Below are 17211 nucleotides of genomic sequence, written 5' to 3'. Positions count from 1 at the left end.
GCGGGTCAGCGGCTGCGGTCGACGACCGTCTCCGCGAACCGGGTGAGGGCTCGTTTCACCGTGCCGTCCGGCAGCGGGGCCAGTGCGGCCACCGCCTCGTCGGCCCAACCGGCGGCGAGGGCCCGGGTGGCCCGGGTCGCCTCGTGGTCGTGGAGTTCGGCGACCGCGCTCTGGTACGCCTCCGAGTGGACGGCGTCGTCGGGGGCGTCCCGCACGTCGCGCTCGATGCGCGCGAGCAGCGCCGCTGCGCCCGCGTCGGCCGAGGCGCGACGGCGGAGCTGGAGCAGCGGCAGCGTGTCGACACCGGCGCGGAGGTCGTTGCCGGCGATCTTGCCGGTCTTGTCCTTCGCCGGGGCGAGGTCGATGACGTCGTCGACGAGCTGGAACGCGACGCCGACCTTCTCCCCGAACGTGCCGACGGCGTCGAGCAGCGAGCGGTCCGCCCCGGAGAACATCACGCCGGCCCGGGCTGCGGTGGCGATGAGCGAGCCGGTCTTGTCGCTGAGGACCTGGATGTAGTGCTCGACCGGGTCGTCGTCGGGCTGCGGGCCCGTCGTCTCGTGCAGCTGCCCCATGCAGAGGCGCTGGAAGGTCTCCGCCTGCATGCGGATGCCCTCCGGCCCGAGGTCCGCCGTGATGAGCGAGGCGCGGGCGAAGAGCAGGTCGCCCGTCAGGATCGCGATGTTGTTGCCGTACGTGACGTGGGCGGCCGGGACACCGCGGCGCACCGGCGCCTCGTCCATGACGTCGTCGTGGTAGAGCGACGCCAGGTGGGTCATCTCCACGCTCACCGCGGCCTTCACGACGTGGTCGGTCACGCCGTCGCCGAGCTGGGCGATGAGGAGCGTCAGGGTCGGGCGGATGCGCTTGCCGCCGGCGGAGAGCAGGTAGCGGCTGGTCGTGTCCGCCAGCGTGTCGGCGGAGCGCATGGCGTCCTCGAGCCCCTGCTCGACGAGCTCGAGACCGTCGTCGACCGCGGCGATGAAGCGCCGGTCCGCGGGGGTGGCGAACAGCCGCTCCCCGATGCCCAGGGAGGCTCGGAGACTCGGCGCGCGTCGTGCGACCGGGACACTCGGGTTCAACTGCTGCTCCGTACTCGCAGGTGGCGGTGGGGACCTGGGCCGCGGGCCTAGGCCTGGGCCTCGGGCTCGACGCGGGGCTGCTCGCCCGTCGGCTGGTGGTCCCGACGCGCCTTCGCACGACGGGCAGCCGACTCGCGGACGCTGCCGGCGACGGGCTTCCGGCCGCGGTGCAGCGCGACGATCCCGGCGGTCAGGTTGCGGTGCGCCACCATCGTGAAGCCGACGCCGCGGAGCCACTGGCTGAGGACCTGCTGCTCGGGCCATGCCTCGATCGACTCGGCCAGGTAGCGGTACGCGGCCGGGTTGCTGCTGGAGAGCTTGGCGATGCCCGGCAGCACGCGCTTGAGGTACGTGTTGTAGCCGAACCGGAGTGCGGCGAACGGCGGCGTCGAGAACTCGCAGATGACGAGCCGGCCACCGGGCTTGAGGACGCGGAGCATCTCGGTGAGTGCCTGCATCGGGTCGTTGACGTTGCGCAGCCCGAACGAGATCGTGACCGCGTCGAAGGACTCGTCCTCGAACGGCAGGTGTTCCGCGTCGCCCTCGACGAAGGTGATCTCGGGGTGGCGCTCACGACCGACCGCGATCATGCCGGACGACAGGTCGAGTGCCGTGACCTCGGCACCCTTCTTGGCGAGGGCCGCCGAGCTCGTGCCCGTCCCAGCCGCGAGGTCGAGCACGCGCTCGCCCGGCTGGGGGTCGACGGCCTTGACCGTCGCGACGCGCCACAGCGGGGCGTTGCCGGCCGACAGGATGTCGTTGGTCAGGTCGTACTTCGCCGCGACGTCGTCGAACATGGCCGCCACTTCGTCCGGCCGCTTGTGCATGTCCGCTCTGCTCACCCGGTCATCCTAGAGCCCACGACCCGGCGCTTCCCGGCAGCCGTGCAGGAGTGGAGCACCCCGGGCGCGTCCCGCACGGGCGTGGCGGTGTGCACACCCGCCCCGGGACCCGGCGGCCGTCGTGCGGGTCGGCGCGTAGCATCGGTCCGTGACCCGTCCCGCCACAGCGGTGCAGCCGCTCACGGTCTCGACCCGGATCCTCGACGACCCGGGCGCCGTGCTCCGCCACACCCTCGCCGAACACCCGCTGGCCTTCGTGCGGAACGGGGACGGGATCGTCGGCATCGGCGAGGCGCTCCGGTTCGAGTTCTCCGGCCCGGGTCGGATGCGCGAGGCGTCCGCCGTCTGGCGCGACGTCACCGCCGCCGCCACCGTCGACGACCCGGTGCGCATGCGGGGCAGCGGACTGGTGGCGTTCGGGACGTTCGCCTTCGCGGACGACTCCGACGCGACGAGCGTGCTCATCGTGCCGCGTGTCGTGGTCGGCCGTCGGCGGGGTCGCGCGTGGATCACCGCGATCGACACGACGGACTCGCCCGCACCCCTGCCGTTCTCGAGCACGTCGGTCCCGGTCCCCCGCGTCGGCCCGCACGTCTCGGTGCCGCTCCGCCCGGGTGCGGTGGACGAGGACGCGTACGCCGCCTCGGTCGCCGCCGCCGTCGGTGCCATCGCGGACGGCCGCGCGCAGAAGGTCGTGCTGGCGCGGGACCTGGTCGGGACGCTGCCGCCCGGCGCCGACCGCCGCGCGGTCCTGCTCGACCTGGCGGCCGCGTACCCGTCCTGCGTCACCTTCGCGGTCGACGGGCTCGTCGGCGCCACCCCCGAGACGCTCGCCCGCACCGAGGGCCGGACGCTGACCGCACGGGTGCTCGCCGGCAGCGCTGCCCGCGGTGCCGACGCGGAGAGCGACCGCGTGGCCGCGGAGACGCTCGCCGCCAGCGCGAAGGACCTGCAGGAGCACGCCTTCGCGATCTCGAGCCTCGTCGCCTCGCTGCGTCCGATCGCTGCCGACCTCCGCGTCGACCCGCAACCGTTCCGGCTGCAGCTGCCGAACCTGTGGCACCTCGCCAGCGACGTCGAGGCCGTGCTGCCCGCCGGGGTCACCGCGCTCGACGTGGCCGATGCGCTGCACCCGACCGCCGCCGTCGCGGGCACCCCGACCGACGTCGCCGTCCGCCTGGTCGCCGAGCTCGAGGGCGTGGACCGCGGTCGGTACGCCGGTCCCGTCGGCTGGCTCGGGGCCTCCGGTGACGGCGAGTGGATGCTCGCCCTGCGGAGCGCGCAGATCGAGGACGACGGGACCGTCCGTGCCTGGGCCGGTGCCGGGATCGTCGCCGGTTCGGACCCGGCGCGCGAGGTGGCGGAGACGCGGCTGAAGTTCCGACCGATCACGGACGCCCTGGCCTGAGCGCCGGGACGACCGGCCGGGCGTCGGGGCCGCCGGGCTGGCTGGCCTCAGGAACGGCGCCCCCCGGACCCCGTCAGTCCGCCAGCGGCACCTCGATGACCACACGTCCGGCGGGGTCGGTCAGCACGCGCTCCAGGTCCCCCCACGTCGCCGCGCGCCGGTACTCCCACCCGAGCCCGGTCACGACGCGCTCGACGTCGACGTGCTGCGGCGTCGTCATCATCCGCCGCATGTCCTCGGGTGCCGTGGTCGCGGCGACCTCGAGTCCGCGGAAGATCGCGCCGCCGACGTCGTTCCCGACGACGACCTGGAGCCGAGGGCGGTGTTCCTCGGTCCCGGTGACGAGACCCCCGAGGTCGTGCAGGAACGTGAGGTCCCCGACGACGACGCGGGTCGTGCCGACCGTGCCGGCCGCGGCCTCGAGCGCGGTCGCGATGCCGAGCGCCGTCGAGATCGTCCCGTCGATGCCCGCCAGACCCCGGTTCGCGTGCACCCGGATCTTCTTGCCCGGGACGGTCATGTCGGCCTCGCGGATGATCTGGGACGCCCCGAAGACCAGTCGGTCGTGCGGCCACGTCGCTCCCCACACGGCCTCGGCGAGCATGGCCCGGTCCACCGGACGACGGCGCAGCGCGACCTCGTCCTTGAGGAACCGGTTCCGTTCGGCGCGGTCCGCGGACCGCTTCGCGTCGAGGTCCGGTCCGGCGTCGCCGCCGCCGAGCAGCGACCGGCTCGCCGCCACCCAGCGTCCGACCCAGGCGCGGTGCGCGGGGCCGGTCGGTCCGGTCACGCGGACGTCCGAGACGACCTGCGTGGACGCCGACGGCCGGGAGGCCCGTGCCGGGTCGTACACGTCGGCACCGGCTCCGCGGACCACGATCGTCTCGACGTCCGCGCGCTGCAGGAGCGCCGGCACCTCGCGGCTCAGCGTCGGGTGCCCGAGCACGACGGCCCGACGCACACGACCGCCGAAGGACTCGTCCCGGAGGAGGTCCCGGTAGGCCGCTACGGCGTTGCGTCCGAAGCGCGCCCCGCTGGAGACCTCGGCGAGCAGTGGCGCTCCGAGCTCCCACGCGATGCGCTCGGCGTCGACGCCGGCGTCGTGCCCGGCGATCACGACCGTGGCCGGCTCGTCGTCGGGGGCGAGTTCCGCCGCCGGCAGCGCTGCGGCCGTGCGGCGGAGCGCGTACTCGCGGTCGACCTCGTCGTCCGGGACGCCCTCGACGCCGTCGAGTCCGGCGGAGAGCGGTTCGCGGAACGCGAGGTCGAGCTGGACCGGGCCGGGCTGCCCTGCGTGACCGGCGGCAGCGGCCACGGCCTCCCGGACCAGGGCCCGGACGGTGGCGCGCACGTCGTCGTCCACCCCGTGGGTGCTCGGCGCCTGGACGTCCCGGACGAAGTCGACGGCCGACCCGAACATGCCCGGCTGCACGGTGGTCTGGTTGCTGCCGATCCCGCGGAGTTCGGCGGGCCGGTCGGCCGAGACGACGATCATCGGCACGCCGGAGTGGTGTGCCTCGAGCACGGCAGGGTGCAGGTTCGCGACCGCGGTGCCCGAGGTCGTGACGACCGCAGCGGGTCGACCGGACTCGACCGCGAGACCGAGCGCGAAGAACCCGGCCGTCCGCTCGTCGAGGCGCACGTGCACGCTGATGCCGCCCGCGCGCTCAAGGGCGACGGCCGCGAGTGCCAGGGCCTGCGAACGGGAACCGGGACTCACGACGACATCGGTCACGCCGGCCCGCGCGAGCTCCTGCAGGAACGCGAGTGCGAAGTCGGTCGCGGGGCTGCCGGACCCGACGCTGCCGTCAGCGGACGGTCCGTCGGCGGACGGTCCGTCAGCGATCGGGGCGGCCGTCGTCGTCGCCGTCGTGGAACTGTTCTTCGAGGGATCGGAGGGTCGCGTCGTCCTGGTCCTTGTCATCGCTCAGCAGCCCGGGAGGCGTCGTGCCCCCGAGGAAGTCCGGGTCGTCTTCGGGACCACGGTACCCGGCACCGCCGCCCCCGCCACCGCGCTGCCCGCGCGCCGGCGTCCGGCCGAGCAGGAACCACAGCACGCCGCCGACGACCGGGAGCACGAGGACGAGCAGGATCCAGATGCCCTTCCGCAGCGACCGCACGCGGGACCGGGGCATGGTGGCGCAGTCGATGAGCGCGAACACCGTGAACGCCACGGCGGCGACGACGATGACGAGCCACAGTCTGACCATCTCCGGAGTCTAGGTCGGCAGCCTGTGACCGCCCTCCGACCGTCACGGGGACGCCGAGCCGTGCGTCCGTACACTTGCAGGGTGAAAGCGTGGCTCGTCTACACCCTCGCCCGGCTCGGCATCTTCGCGGCGGCGCTCCTCCTGCTGCTGCTGGTCGGCCTGCCCTGGTACTGGGCGGCGATCGGCGCAGCCCTGATCGGCCTGCTCGTGTCGTACATCGCGCTGCCCGGACTCCGGAGCGCCGTGACGTCGTCGATCGCCCAGCGCCGGGCCCGCCCGGAGCGCGACGCCGACAGCGACTTCGAGGACGACTTCGTCGACGCCGCCGACTCCGATCCCGCCCACGAGGCGGGCCGCACCGGCACGGGCGGCACCGACACCGCGAAGCAGTAGCGGCAGCGCAGGCGTCCGGCCGCTACGGCTGGACGGCGAGCGTCGCGGCGAGCACGACACCGAACGCCAGCGCCGAGAACGACGACAGCTGCAACGCCGTGATGAGTTCCCGGGGCTTGCGCGAGGACACGCCGATCGCCAGCGCCGGCAGCGCGAGCAGGAGCGAGAAGTACGTGTACCCGCTCCGGAAGTAGAGCAACACGAACCAGACGAGCACGACGTACGGCAGCATCAGGAAGAGCGCGAACAGCACGCGGGCGACCGGCCGACCGACCACGACCGCCAGGGTGCGCTTGCCCGCCGCGGTGTCCTCGTCGATGTCACGGATGTTGTTCACCATGAGGACGGCGCACGCGAACAGGCCCGCGGCGACCGCTGCGGCCCAGCCGCTCAGGGTGACCTGACGGATGAGCACGAACTGGGTGCCGAGCACCGCGACCAGCCCGAAGAACACGAAGACGAAGACCTCGCCGAGCGCGTTGTACCCGTAGGGCTTCTTCCCACCGGTGTAGAACCAGGCGGCGACGATGGCTGCTGCTCCGACGAAGAGCAGCCACCACAGCTGGGTGAGCAGCACGATGACGAGGCCGGCGACCGCCGCGAGACCGAAGAACGTCAGCGCCACCGTCAGGACCGTCCGCGGTCGGGCGAGCCCCGATCCGGTGAGCCGGGCCGGACCGACCCGGAACTCGTCCGTGCCGCGGACCCCGTCCGAGTAGTCGTTGCTGTAGTTGACGCCGATCTGCAGGAACAGCGCCACGGCGAGGGCGAGCAGCGCGATGGCGACGCGTCCGTCCGTCGACAGGAACGAGCCGAAGTCACCGGGGACCCGGCTGTCGACGTAGGCCACCCCGGTTCCGAGGACCACCGGGACGACGCCGAGCGTCAGGGTCCGCAGCCGTGCTCCGCCGATCCAGTCGCTCGCGGTCGCGCGGCGGGTGTTCCGCTGCGGCGCTGCCGCCTTCGCCGGGTTGCCGGACCTGCCCTTGGGACGTGTCGTCTTCTTCGCTCCTGCCACGACCGCCCATCGTATCCGCGCGTGGTGCGTCCGTCGCACGACCACCACCGGCGGGACGACCCGGCGGGTCAGGAGCCCGGGCTGCTCAGGCGTCCGGATCAGCCAGCGCGCGGACGGCTCGTCGGTCGGGCTTGCCCGACGGGAGCATCGGCATGCGGTCCACGACGAGCACCACGGCGGGACGGGCGGCACGGCCGAGTGCGTCGCCGACGCGGGCCCGGACGACCTCGAGCGGCACGGCCCGCTCCGTCACCACGACCGGCACCTCGCCCCACTCCCCCGACGCCCGGCGCGTCACGACCGCGCCGTCCTGGCCCGGCAGCTCGCGCACGACCCGCTCCACCGCGCCGAGCGGGACCTTCTCCCCGCCGGAGACGACCACGTCGTCCAGTCGACCGGACACCCGGACGCGTCCGTCCTCGATCGTCGCGGCGTCACCGGTGCGGTACCAGCGACGGCCGTCACGCTCGGTGAAGACGGCCGCTGTCCGCTCGTCGTCACCGAGGTACCCCTCGGCGAGCATCGGTCCGGTCAGCTGCAGCTCGCCGTCGAGCACCTCGGCGTGGACGGTGTCGAAGGGGACGCCGTCGTAGACGCAGCCCCCGCTCGTCTCGCTCGCGCCGTACGTCGTCACGACGCGGACACCGGCACCGCGCGCCCGGTCGGACAGTGCGGCGGGGGTCGCCTGCCCGCCGACCAGCACCGCGTCGAACCGCGCCAGGGCCGCGGTGGCCCGGGGGTCGTCGAGCACGCGCGCGAGCTGGACGGGCACGAGCGAGGTGTACCGACGCGGGCCTGCCGGGCCGACCTCGAGCCGGTCCGCTGCGTCGGCGAACGCCCCGGCGTCGAAGTGCCCGGGCGGGACGACGACCGGGGTCGTGCCCGCGACGATCGACCGGGTCAGCACGTTGAGCCCCGCGATGTAGTGGGTCGGCAGGGCGAGCACCCAGCCGCCCGGACCGCCGAGGGCTGCGTCCGCGGCGGCGGCACCGGCGAGCAGCGCCGCCGACGACAGCGCCACGCGCTTGCCCGTCCCGGTGGAGCCGCTCGTCTCGACGACCAGGGCGACCCCCTGCGGGACGTGGGTCGGCGCGCGCGTCGGCAGCGGCGGACCGTCCACCGCGACGGGGAGCAGTGCGGGGCCGCCGGTCAGGGCGGCCTCCAGTCCGCGGAGCACGACCAGCGGGTCTGCTGCGCTCGTCGCGACCAGCGGACGCGGCATCAGTAGTGCCAGGGGAACGCTGTCCAGTCGGGCGAGCGCTTCTCGAGGAAGGAGTCGCGGCCCTCGACGGCTTCGTCCGTGCCGTACGCCAACCGCGTGGCCTCGCCGGCGAAGACCTGCTGACCGACCATGCCGTCGTCCACCGCGTTGAAGGCGTACTTGAGCATCCGGATCGCGGTCGGCGACTTGCCCAGGATCGTCTCGCCCCAGCGGATGGCCTCGCGCTCCAGGTCCTCGTGCGGCACGACCTTGTTCACGGCGCCCATCTCGTAGGCACGCTGGGCGGAGTACTCCTCGGCCAGGAAGAAGACCTCACGCGCGAGCTTCTGGCCGATCTGCTTCGCGTAGTAGGCGCTGCCGTAGCCACCGTCGAAGGAGCCGACGTCGGCGTCGGTCTGCTTGAACTTCCCGTGCTCCGCGCTCGCGATGGTGAGGTCGCAGACCGCGTGCAGCGAGTGCCCGCCGCCCGCCGCCCATCCGGGGACGACCGCGATGACGACCTTCGGCATCATCCGGATGAGGCGCTGCACCTCGAGGATGTGCAGCCGTCCCATCGACGCCTGGGCGGCAGCGGGGTCGACGCCCTCCGGCGGTGCGCCCTCGTCGCCCACGTACTGGTAGCCGCTCCGGCCCCGGATGCGCTGGTCGCCGCCGGAGCAGAACGCCCACCCGCCGTCCTTCGGGCTCGGCCCGTTGCCGGTGAGCAGGACCACGCCGACGCGGGGGTCCTGGCGGGCGTCGTCCAGTGCCCGGTGGAGCTCGTCGACCGTGCGCGGGCGGAAGGCGTTCCGTACCTCGGGGCGGTCGAACGCCACCCGGACGATGCCGCCGGAGACGTGCTTGTGGTACGTGACGTCGGTGAACCGCTCGGCGATCGGAGCAGCGGTCCAGACGTCGGGGTCGAACAGGTCGGAGACGGCAGAGGGCATGTCCCGAACCTACCGCGGGCCCCGGTGGCCAGGTCCGCTCCCGCCCGGTCGGACCGCTCCTACTGCATGCCGGCGAGCATCTCCGGCGCGACGATGACGACGAGCACGATGAGGATCACCGGGTTCGCGAAGAAGGCGAGCACGACCCCGACGACCCCGTACCAGCGGCCGAACGACCCGACGGCCGAGATGAACCCGAGGACCGCCGCGACCAGGGTGAGGAAGACGACCACGAAGCAGATGCCGAACGCGAACGTGGTGTCCCCGCCCATGAAGACGGCGAAGGCGCTCGCGTCCACCGCCGCGGCGACGACGGCCAGGCCGAGCGCGATCTTCCCGATGACGGGGTTGCGGCGACGGCGGTCGGCAGGTTGACGGCGGACGTCGACGGTGCCCTGACGCATGAGCCGCGCGAACTCGTCGGTCGCCACCGAGCCTCCTCGTCGATCCACCTCGTCGCTCCACGGTCGGCTCCGTGGACGGTGCCGACCCGGCCGACCGGTGGTCGACCGGAGCGATGGTAGTGCGCTGCCCTGGCGGTCCCCTCGGAACAGCCGGGAGGACCCATGGAGCGTGCTGCGAGGATGGCCGCGTGCCCGATGTGACCCCGCCGACCACTCCGTCATCACCGTCCGACCACGGCGCGCCGTCGTCCACGGCCGCCGTCCCCGACCTCGACGACCTGCTCGCGACCGCCAGGGTCGTCGCCCTGCCGATGCGGGTCCGCTTCCGCGGCATCACCGTGCGCGAGGCACTCGTCCTCCGCGGCCCCGAGGGGTGGACCGAGTTCTCCCCCTTCGTCGAGTACGACGACGCCGAGGCCGCCGCGTGGCTCCGCGCCACCATCGACTTCGGGTGGACGCCGCACGGACCGGCGGCCGACTCGGTCCCGGTCAACGCGACGGTGCCCGCGATCGCCGCGGCGGACGTCCCCGACCTGCTCCGGCGCTACCCCGGGTGCACCACCGCGAAGGTGAAGGTCGCCGAGCCCGGGACGGGCATCGAGGACGACGTCGCCCGGGTCGCCGCCGTCCGCCGCGCGATGGGCGAGGACGCCGCCGTCCGCGTCGACGCGAACGGGCTCTGGTCGCTCGACGACGCGACCCGCGCCCTGGAACGGCTCGCTCCGTTCCGCCTGCAGTACGCCGAGCAGCCGGTCGCCTCGGTCGCGGACCTCGCCGCCCTCCGGTCGCGCGTGGCGGGCCTCGGTGTCCCGATCGCGGCCGACGAGAGCGTCCGCAAGGCCGCGGAGCCGCTGGCCGTGGCCCGGGCCGGAGCCGCCGACGTCCTCGTGGTCAAGGCGCAGCCACTCGGCGGCGTCACCGCGGCACGCGCGGTGATCGCCGAGGCCGGCCTGCCCTGCGTGGTCTCCAGCGCGCTCGACACCTCCGTCGGGCTCGGGATGGGCGCGTTCCTCGCCGCCGCTGCGATGGCCCCCGGCTACGCCGCCGGACTCGGCACGGGCGTGATGCTCACGGGCGACGTGACCGCCGACCCGCTCGTGCCCGTCGACGGGCGGATCGCCGTGCGCCGGGTCGAGGCGGACACCGCCCTGCTCGAACGCTGGGCTGCGGCTCCCGACCGCACCGCGTGGTGGGAGGCGCGACTGCGTCGGGTGCACGCGCTCCTGACCGCGCGGTGACCACGCCGCCCACACGACGGACGGGAGGCCCGACACCAGCTGGTGTCGGGCCTCCCGTCCGTCCGGAGCCGCGTCGTCGACGCGCCGGTGTCAGAGCCCGGAGTAGCTGTGCAGCCCCTTGAAGAAGACGTTGACCACCGAGAAGTTGAACATCACGGCCGCGAAGCCGATGAGCGCCAGCCACGACGAGCGCGCACCACGCCACCCACGGGTCGCGCGGGCGTGGATGTACCCGGCGTAGAGCACCCAGATGATGAAGGTCCAGACCTCCTTGGTGTCCCACCCCCAGTACCGGCCCCAGGCGCGCTCGGCCCAGATCGCGCCGGCGATGAGCGTGAAGGTCCAGAGCACGAAGCCGACCAGGATCACGCGGTAGCTGAGGACCTCGAGGCGGTCCGCGTCGGGCAGCGTCGCCATGAAGCGCAGCTTCCGCGACTCCGGACGTCCCAGGCGGTACGTCTGGACGAGCTGCGCGACCGCGAGTCCCGCGCCGAGGGCGAAGAACCCGGTGCCGGCGATGGCGACGAAGACGTGGATGACGAGCCAGTACGACTGCAGCGCGGGCTGCAGCGGCACGACGGGCACGTAGTAGTTCACCGTCGCGATGCCGAGCAGGATGATCGTCAGGCCGGTGATGAACACACCGAGGAACTTGAGGTCCTGCCAGAACTGCACGAGCAGGAACACCAGGATGATGAGCCCCGTGCCCGTGAGCGAGAACTCGAACATGTTGCCCCACGGCACCCGCTCGGCCGCGATGCCCCGGAGGACGATCGCGCCGACGTGCACCACGAGGGCGAGCACCGTCATCGCCATGCCGACCCGTTCGAACCGGGATCCGCGCTGACCGCCGCCCGGGCTCTGCTGCTCGACGCGCTCGAGGACGACGGTGCCGCCCTGGACGGTCGCCACCGTGGCCGCTGCCCCGTCACGCGAGGCGGTTCCGGTCGCCGAGCCGGCCGCGCCGACGTCTCCGGCGCGCTTGGCCATGTCGAGCGCGAACGAGATGAACGCGATGACGTAGACCGCCATCGCGGAGTACGTCAGGACCACCGAGTAGGTGGCGAGTGTTGTCGTGTTCACTGGGCGATCCTAACTCCGAGGTCCGACATGTGCCGCTGAGCGATGTCCGCCACCGCCCGCTCGAGGTTCGGGTCCTCACCGCGGGCCAGACCCGCGTACTCGAGGTCGAACTCCCCGTGCTCCGCTCCCGTCCGCCGCACGGCCTTGACCCACACGCGTCGGCGCGGGACGAACAGCGAGGTGAGCAGGCCGAGCACGGAGAGGATCGCGAAGGCGGCGACCCAGAGCTGCGACGGGTCGTGGTGCACGTCGAGGGACACGTAGCGCTTCACCCCGTCGAAGGTGATCGACCCGGCGCCGTCCGGGAGCTGCTTCGTCTCGCCGGGCTTCATCGAGATGCTCGGGGTGTCCGCCTGCCGGCCCGCGATCTGCGTCAGCCCCTTCGTCGAGAGCTGGTAGACGCTCTGCGGGACACCGTCGTCCAGGCCGAGGTCGCCCGTGTAGACCTGCAGCGACAGCATCGGGTTCTCGGTGTCCGGGTACGCCGACGCGAAGGCACCGGTGCTCTGCTTCACCGCGGTCGGGTAGAAGAACCCGATCATGCCGAGCTGGTCCGGTGACGCGTCCGGGACCTTGATGACGCCGGTCGAGGTGTAGTTCGCGTCCTCGGGCAGGAAGGGCACGACGTCCTGGAACGCCACGTCGCCCTCGCCGTCCCGCACCGTGACCTGCATCGCGTAGCCGTTGCCGAGCAGGTACACGTTCGTCCCGCCGATCGCGAGCGGCTCGTTCACGCCGAGTCGGCTCGTCTTCTCCGCGCCGTCCCGGGTCCGGCCGGTCACGGTCGCGGAGTAGTCGGTCGCCTGCCCGAGCGCGTCGAGGTTGGTCTCCTCGTACTTCGTCTCGAAGTCGTCGAGCGTCAGGTTGTAGCCCTGCAGGTCCGACTGCGAGAACCAGCGGCCGGGGTTGAACGAGTCGTACGAGCCGAGGACGTTCGTGAAGGTCTGCCCCTCGACGAGCAGTCGCTGGCCGGTGTAGCTGAACCCGCCACCGAGGCCGACGGCCAGGAGCACGCCCACGAGGGCCGCGTGGAACACCAGGTTGCCGGTCTCGCGGAGGTACCCGCGCTCGGCGCTGACGGAGTCCCCGAACCGCTCGACGCGGTAGCCGGAGCGCTTCAGCTGCGCCATCGCGGACGTCACGGCGTGGTCGACGGACGGGAGGCCCGGGGCGGCGTCCGCCCCGGCGGTCGCGGCCACGCCCTCCGCGCCGGCACCGGTCGCGGTGGCACGGACCGTCTCGGGGGTCACCGCGACGGTGCGGAAGCCGGCGAGCCGACCGAGTCGCGCCGGCGTCCTCGGGGGCCGTGTCCGCAGCGCCTGCCAGTGGTGGCGGGTGCGCGGCACGATGCAGCCGATGAGCGACACGAAGAGCAGCAGGTAGATCGCCGAGAACCAGACGGACGTGTAGGTGTCGAACACCTGCAGCTTGTCGAGGACCGGGAAGAGCGTCGGGTGGTCGTTCTCGTACTGCACGACGCCGTTCGGGTCCGCCTGCCGCTGCGGCACGAGCGACCCCGGGATGGCCGCAAGGGCGAGCAGCATGAGCAGGAAGAGCGCCGTGCGCATGCTCGTCAGCTGACGCCAGGCGAAGCGGAGGTACCCGACGACACCGAGCTTCGGCTGCGCGATCCCGTCGTCCCGGGCGCTCGACGCGGCCGGGGTCGCGTCGACGTGGTCGGACGGTCGCTGGGGGTCCGACGTGCGGTCGGCACCGGTCCCGGCCTCGTCGACCAGGTCGTCCTCGTTGCGCTCAGACCGCGGGGACAAAGCTCTGGATCACCGCCCCGACGCTCGACATGACGGCCGACCAGATGCCGGTGACCATGAGCAGACCGATGACGATCAGGATCGCTCCTCCGATGATGTTGACGGTGCGCATGTGCCGCTTGACGACGCCGATCGCGCCCGAGGCCCATCCGGCGCCGAGTGCGACGAGCAGGAACGGGACGCCGAGTCCGATGCAGTACGCGATGCCGAGCACGACGCCCTGCCAGGCGCTGCCGGACTGGAAGCTGATGAGGTTGATCGCCGCCAGGGTCGGGCCGATGCAGGGCGTCCACCCGAGCGCGAACACGATGCCGAGCAGCGGGGCGCCGAGCAGCCCGGTGCGCGGGGTGAAGGACGACTTGACGGTCCGCTGCAGGAACGTGAACCGTCCGATGAAGACCAAGCCCATCGCGATCACGACGATGCCCATGAGCTGCACGATGAGGTCCCGCCAGCGCACGAGCCAGAAGCCGACCGCGCCCGCCGCGGCGGACCCCAGGACGAAGACGACGGTGAAGCCGAGCACGAACAGGAGCACGCCGAGGAGCACGCGTCCGCGCGAGTGCCGCGAGCCGTCGGCGATCCCGCCCACGTACCCGAGGTAGCCCGGCACGAGGGGCAGCACGCACGGCGACAGGAACGAGACGAGCCCGGCGAGCGCCGCCACGGGCAGCCCGACGAGGAGCTGCCCGCTGAAGATCGCGTCGGCGAAGGGGTTGCCGCTGGACACCGGTCAGGACGCCTTGCCGGTCAGCTCGTCGTCCACCAGGGTGGTGAGGATGCCCGGTCCGTCGACCGCACCGAGGACCCGCGCTGCGACCCGGCCCTGCTCGTCGAGGACGATCGTCGTCGGCACGGCGTTCGGGGCGATCTCACCGGAGAGCGCGAGCTGCATGGTGCCGGTCCGGGCGTCGAGGACCGTCGGGTAGTCGACGCCGAACTTGCGCTCGAAGGCCTCCGCGGTACCGGCCTCGTCACGGACGTTGACGCCGATGAACTGCACGTCGTCGTCGGCGAACCGGTCGTGCACGGTGTTGAGGTGCTTCGCTTCGGCCCGGCACGGCGGGCAGCCGGCGTACCAGAAGTTGATGACGACGACGTCGCCGCGCATCGCCTTCGACGACAGCTCGTCGCCCGTGATCGACTCAGCGGTGAAGTCGACGGGGTCGGAGCGGTCGGCTGCCGCGACCTCGGTCACCGCACCGGTCCCGGAGATGTAGTTCTGGGTGCTGCCGTTCCCGTACTGCTTCGACAGGGAGTCGTTGCTCGAGGAGCAGCCGACGAGCACGAGCACCGTCGCGATCGCGATCGCTGCAGCACCGGCGGTCCGGGTCCGGGTGCGGGTTGTGCGCATCACACTGCTCCTTCGTCGGTGGCCGAGGCGCGGAGCTCTGCCGCCGGGTCCGCGTACCCGACCTCGGTGAACCGGACGGCCGCGGTGCCGGGGGTCCGCACGAGGGTCGTGATGCTCGAGAGGTCGCACCGGCGCTTCCGGGGGTCGTGCCAGAGGGGCTCCCCCGCCAGCCGACGGTGCACCATCCAGATCGGCAGCTGGTGGCTCACGAGGACGACGTCGCCCTCGTCGACGCTCTCCCACGCGGTCGTGACGGCGGCGAGCATCCGGTTGGCGATCGACTCGTACGCCTCGCCCCAACTCGGGCGCATCGGGTTCGCGATCCACGGCCACTCACTCGGCCGACGGACCGAGCGCTTGGTGAACCCCGGCGGCTGGCCCTCGTAGCGGTTCGTCGGCTCGATGAGCCGTTCGTCGATGCGGACGTCCAGGCCGTAGGCCGCCGACCACGGCGCGGCCGACTCCTGCGTGCGCTGCAACGGGGAGGCGACGATCGCCCGGACGTCGATGCCGGCGTCCTTCCAGGCAGTGGCCGAGGCCTGGGCCATCCGGGTGCCGAGCTCGCTCAGACCGAAGCCCGGGAGCCGCCCGTAGAGGACACGGTCGGGGTTGTGGACCTCGCCGTGCCGCACGAGGTGGATCTTGGTCGCGGGCATGGGTTCCAGTGTAGGTCGGTCCCGCTCGTCCACCGGCCCCACAGCGGATCCACGGACTTCGGGACCGTTCAGTCGAGGTGCCCGGACAGCCGACCGTGCAGGGCGGTCGAACCGGTGTTCAGGTTGACCACCTCCACCGTGGACCCGTGCTTCGCGAACCGCTGCTCGACCCCGTCCAGGGCGGCCACCGTGCTCGCGTCGAACACGTGCGCCTCGGACATGTCGACGACGACGTGCTCGGGGTCCTCGGCGTAGGAGAACCGGTTGACGAGGTCGTTCGAGGACGCGAAGAACAGTGCCCCGCGCACCCGGTAGCGGACCGTGCGCTCGTCGACCGGTTCGCGCACGACCTCGACGACGTGGGCGACCCGGCGGGCGAACACCAGTGCTGCGACGACGACCCCGACGAGGACCCCGGTGGCGAGGTTCTCGGTCGCGACGACGACCAGCACGGTGATGACCATGACGGCCGTCTCGCCGAGGGGCATGCGGCGGAGGGTGCGCGGCCGGATGCTGTGCCAGTCGAACGTGGCGACGCAGACCATGAGCATCACCGCGGTGAGCGCCGCCATCGGGATCTGTGCGACCAGGTCGTGCAGGACGATCGTCAGGACGAGGACCGCTGCCCCGGCGACGAAGGTCGAGACCCTGGTGCGGGCACCCGCGGTCTTGACGTTGATGACGGTCTGCCCGATCATCGCGCACCCGCCGGTGCCGCCGAAGAAGCCCGAGGCGACGTTCGCGATCCCCTGACCCCACGACTCCCGCCAGGCACTCGAGCGGGTCTCGGTGACGGCGTCGACGAGCTGCGCGGTGAGCAGCGTCTCGATGAGGCCGACGATCGCGACACCGAAGGCGTACGGCGCGATGATCCGCAGGGTGTCCAGGGTGAACGGGACCGTGATGCCGGTGAACCCCGGCAGGGCGGTGGGGAGCGAGCCCTCGTCGCCGACGGTGGGGACCGCGATGCCGAACACCATCGTGATCGCCGTCACGACGACGACGGCGATGAGCGGTGCCGGGACGGCCTTGGTGAGGAACGGGACGCCGACGATGAGCGCGACGCCGAGGGCGGTCAGGGGCCACACGACGGGTGGCACTCCGTCGCCGAGGAGGTTCGGCAGCTGCGCGGTGAAGATGAGGATCGCCAGCGCGTTGACGAACGCCAGGTTGACGCTCCGCGGGATGAAGCGCATCAGCCGCGCGACGCCGAGGAACCCGAGCACGAGTTGGAACACGCCGCCGAGCACGATCGCCGGGACGAGGTACGCGACGCCGTGGTCCCGCACGAGGGGTGCGATCACGAGCGCGACCGATCCGGCAGCGGCGGAGATCATCGCCGGCCGGCCGCCGACGACCGAGATGACGATCGCGAAGACGACGCTCGAGAAGAGGCCGACCGCGGGGTCGACGCCCGCGACCACGGAGAACGAGATCGCCTCCGGGATGAGGGCGAGCGCCGTGACGACCCCCGCCAGGACCTCCCGGGTGAGGAGGCGCGGGGACCGCAGGGCGGTGCGGACGCTCGGCGTGACGGGAGCAGCGGTGGAGATCGACATCGCCGCAACCCTACCCTCACGTGAGAGTAGGGATGACGAGGCCC

17 protein-coding genes are annotated in these 17211 nt (G+C 72.6%); 3 read left to right on the top strand and 14 right to left on the bottom strand.

All coding sequences use genetic code 11. The annotated features are described in order from the left end of the window. Positions 1 to 5: 5 nt before the first annotated feature. On the bottom strand, positions 6 to 1082 hold the full coding sequence (locus tag DEJ16_RS10790) for a polyprenyl synthetase family protein (RefSeq protein WP_110824638.1): 1077 nt from the start codon (positions 1080 to 1082) through the stop codon (positions 6 to 8). Between the two features lie 47 nt (positions 1083 to 1129). Further along, positions 1130 to 1924: a demethylmenaquinone methyltransferase gene (locus DEJ16_RS10785; protein ID WP_110824639.1), complete on the bottom strand. Its 795-nt coding sequence runs from the start codon at positions 1922 to 1924 to the stop codon at positions 1130 to 1132. A 148-nt stretch (positions 1925 to 2072) separates the two neighbouring features. Here DEJ16_RS10785 and DEJ16_RS10780 point away from each other — a divergent pair, with 148 nt between their 5' ends. Next, positions 2073 to 3332, top strand: a complete 1260-nt coding sequence (locus DEJ16_RS10780) for an isochorismate synthase MenF (protein ID WP_110824640.1) — start codon at positions 2073 to 2075, stop codon at positions 3330 to 3332. 73 nt (positions 3333 to 3405) lie between these two features. On the opposite strand, the gene menD is transcribed toward DEJ16_RS10780, so the two are convergent. Both menD and DEJ16_RS10770 read right to left on the bottom strand, forming a co-directional pair. Continuing rightward, entirely contained in the window at positions 3406 to 5067 is a 1662-nt protein-coding gene (menD, locus tag DEJ16_RS10775; protein ID WP_375342248.1) for a 2-succinyl-5-enolpyruvyl-6-hydroxy-3-cyclohexene-1-carboxylic-acid synthase, read from the bottom strand. Positions 5068 to 5170: 103 nt separating this feature from the next. Then, the gene (locus DEJ16_RS10770) at positions 5171 to 5542 is read right to left on the bottom strand and encodes a PLDc N-terminal domain-containing protein (RefSeq protein ID WP_110824642.1); all 372 of its coding nucleotides are present in this window, start codon (positions 5540 to 5542) and stop codon (positions 5171 to 5173) included. A gap of 81 nt (positions 5543 to 5623) precedes the next feature. On the opposite strand from DEJ16_RS10770, the gene DEJ16_RS10765 reads away from it, so the two are divergent. Then, positions 5624 to 5935: a DUF4229 domain-containing protein gene (locus DEJ16_RS10765; protein WP_110824643.1), complete on the top strand. Its 312-nt coding sequence runs from the start codon at positions 5624 to 5626 to the stop codon at positions 5933 to 5935. Positions 5936 to 5957: 22 nt separating this feature from the next. Here the strand turns inward: DEJ16_RS10765 and DEJ16_RS10760 are convergent, their stop codons facing one another. The 4 genes from DEJ16_RS10760 to DEJ16_RS10745 all read right to left on the bottom strand — a co-directional run bounded on the left by DEJ16_RS10760 (position 5958) and on the right by DEJ16_RS10745 (position 9535). Continuing rightward, positions 5958 to 6953 (bottom strand): 1,4-dihydroxy-2-naphthoate polyprenyltransferase, encoded by a 996-nt coding sequence (locus tag DEJ16_RS10760; RefSeq protein WP_258365933.1) that lies wholly within the window; start codon positions 6951 to 6953, stop codon positions 5958 to 5960. 85 nt (positions 6954 to 7038) lie between these two features. Beyond that, a complete protein-coding gene (locus DEJ16_RS10755) occupies positions 7039 to 8175 on the bottom strand; it encodes an AMP-binding protein (protein ID WP_110824644.1) in 1137 nt (378 codons plus the stop codon). Beyond that, the gene (locus DEJ16_RS10750) at positions 8175 to 9104 is read right to left on the bottom strand and encodes a 1,4-dihydroxy-2-naphthoyl-CoA synthase (protein WP_110824645.1); all 930 of its coding nucleotides are present in this window, start codon (positions 9102 to 9104) and stop codon (positions 8175 to 8177) included. The genes DEJ16_RS10755 and DEJ16_RS10750 overlap by 1 nt, the downstream gene beginning before the upstream one ends. A 59-nt stretch (positions 9105 to 9163) precedes the next feature. Further along, positions 9164 to 9535, bottom strand: a complete 372-nt coding sequence (locus tag DEJ16_RS10745; RefSeq protein ID WP_110824646.1) for a hypothetical protein — start codon at positions 9533 to 9535, stop codon at positions 9164 to 9166. 170 nt (positions 9536 to 9705) lie between these two features. Between DEJ16_RS10745 and DEJ16_RS10740 the strand changes: the two genes are divergently transcribed. After that, entirely contained in the window at positions 9706 to 10746 is a 1041-nt protein-coding gene (locus DEJ16_RS10740; RefSeq protein ID WP_375232112.1) for an o-succinylbenzoate synthase, read from the top strand. Between the two features lie 90 nt (positions 10747 to 10836). Here the strand turns inward: DEJ16_RS10740 and ccsB are convergent, their stop codons facing one another. The 6 genes from ccsB to DEJ16_RS10710 all read right to left on the bottom strand — a co-directional run bounded on the left by ccsB (position 10837) and on the right by DEJ16_RS10710 (position 17167). Then, entirely contained in the window at positions 10837 to 11778 is a 942-nt protein-coding gene (gene ccsB / locus DEJ16_RS10735; RefSeq protein ID WP_110824841.1) for a c-type cytochrome biogenesis protein CcsB, read from the bottom strand. 47 nt (positions 11779 to 11825) lie between these two features. Continuing rightward, entirely contained in the window at positions 11826 to 13598 is a 1773-nt protein-coding gene (locus tag DEJ16_RS10730; RefSeq protein WP_110824647.1) for a cytochrome c biogenesis protein ResB, read from the bottom strand. Next, positions 13582 to 14328 (bottom strand): cytochrome c biogenesis CcdA family protein, encoded by a 747-nt coding sequence (locus tag DEJ16_RS10725; protein ID WP_110824648.1) that lies wholly within the window; start codon positions 14326 to 14328, stop codon positions 13582 to 13584. The genes DEJ16_RS10730 and DEJ16_RS10725 overlap by 17 nt, the downstream gene beginning before the upstream one ends. 3 nt (positions 14329 to 14331) lie before the next feature. Further along, the gene (locus tag DEJ16_RS10720) at positions 14332 to 14952 is read right to left on the bottom strand and encodes a TlpA disulfide reductase family protein (protein ID WP_110824649.1); all 621 of its coding nucleotides are present in this window, start codon (positions 14950 to 14952) and stop codon (positions 14332 to 14334) included. Next, on the bottom strand, positions 14952 to 15608 hold the full coding sequence (locus DEJ16_RS10715) for a histidine phosphatase family protein (RefSeq protein WP_110824650.1): 657 nt from the start codon (positions 15606 to 15608) through the stop codon (positions 14952 to 14954). Before DEJ16_RS10715 ends, DEJ16_RS10720 begins: the two co-directional genes overlap by 1 nt. Before the next feature lie 68 nt (positions 15609 to 15676). After that, complete coding sequence (locus DEJ16_RS10710) at positions 15677 to 17167, bottom strand: SulP family inorganic anion transporter (RefSeq protein WP_110824651.1); 1491 nt, start codon at positions 17165 to 17167, stop codon at positions 15677 to 15679. Between the last annotated feature and the right edge of the window lie 44 nt (positions 17168 to 17211).

Source organism: Curtobacterium sp. MCJR17_055, from assembly GCF_003224335.1.
In the GTDB taxonomy this organism is placed as follows: domain Bacteria; phylum Actinomycetota; class Actinomycetes; order Actinomycetales; family Microbacteriaceae; genus Curtobacterium.
Note: the sequence above shows the minus strand (reverse complement) of the source record. Positions and strands in the feature narration are given on the sequence as shown.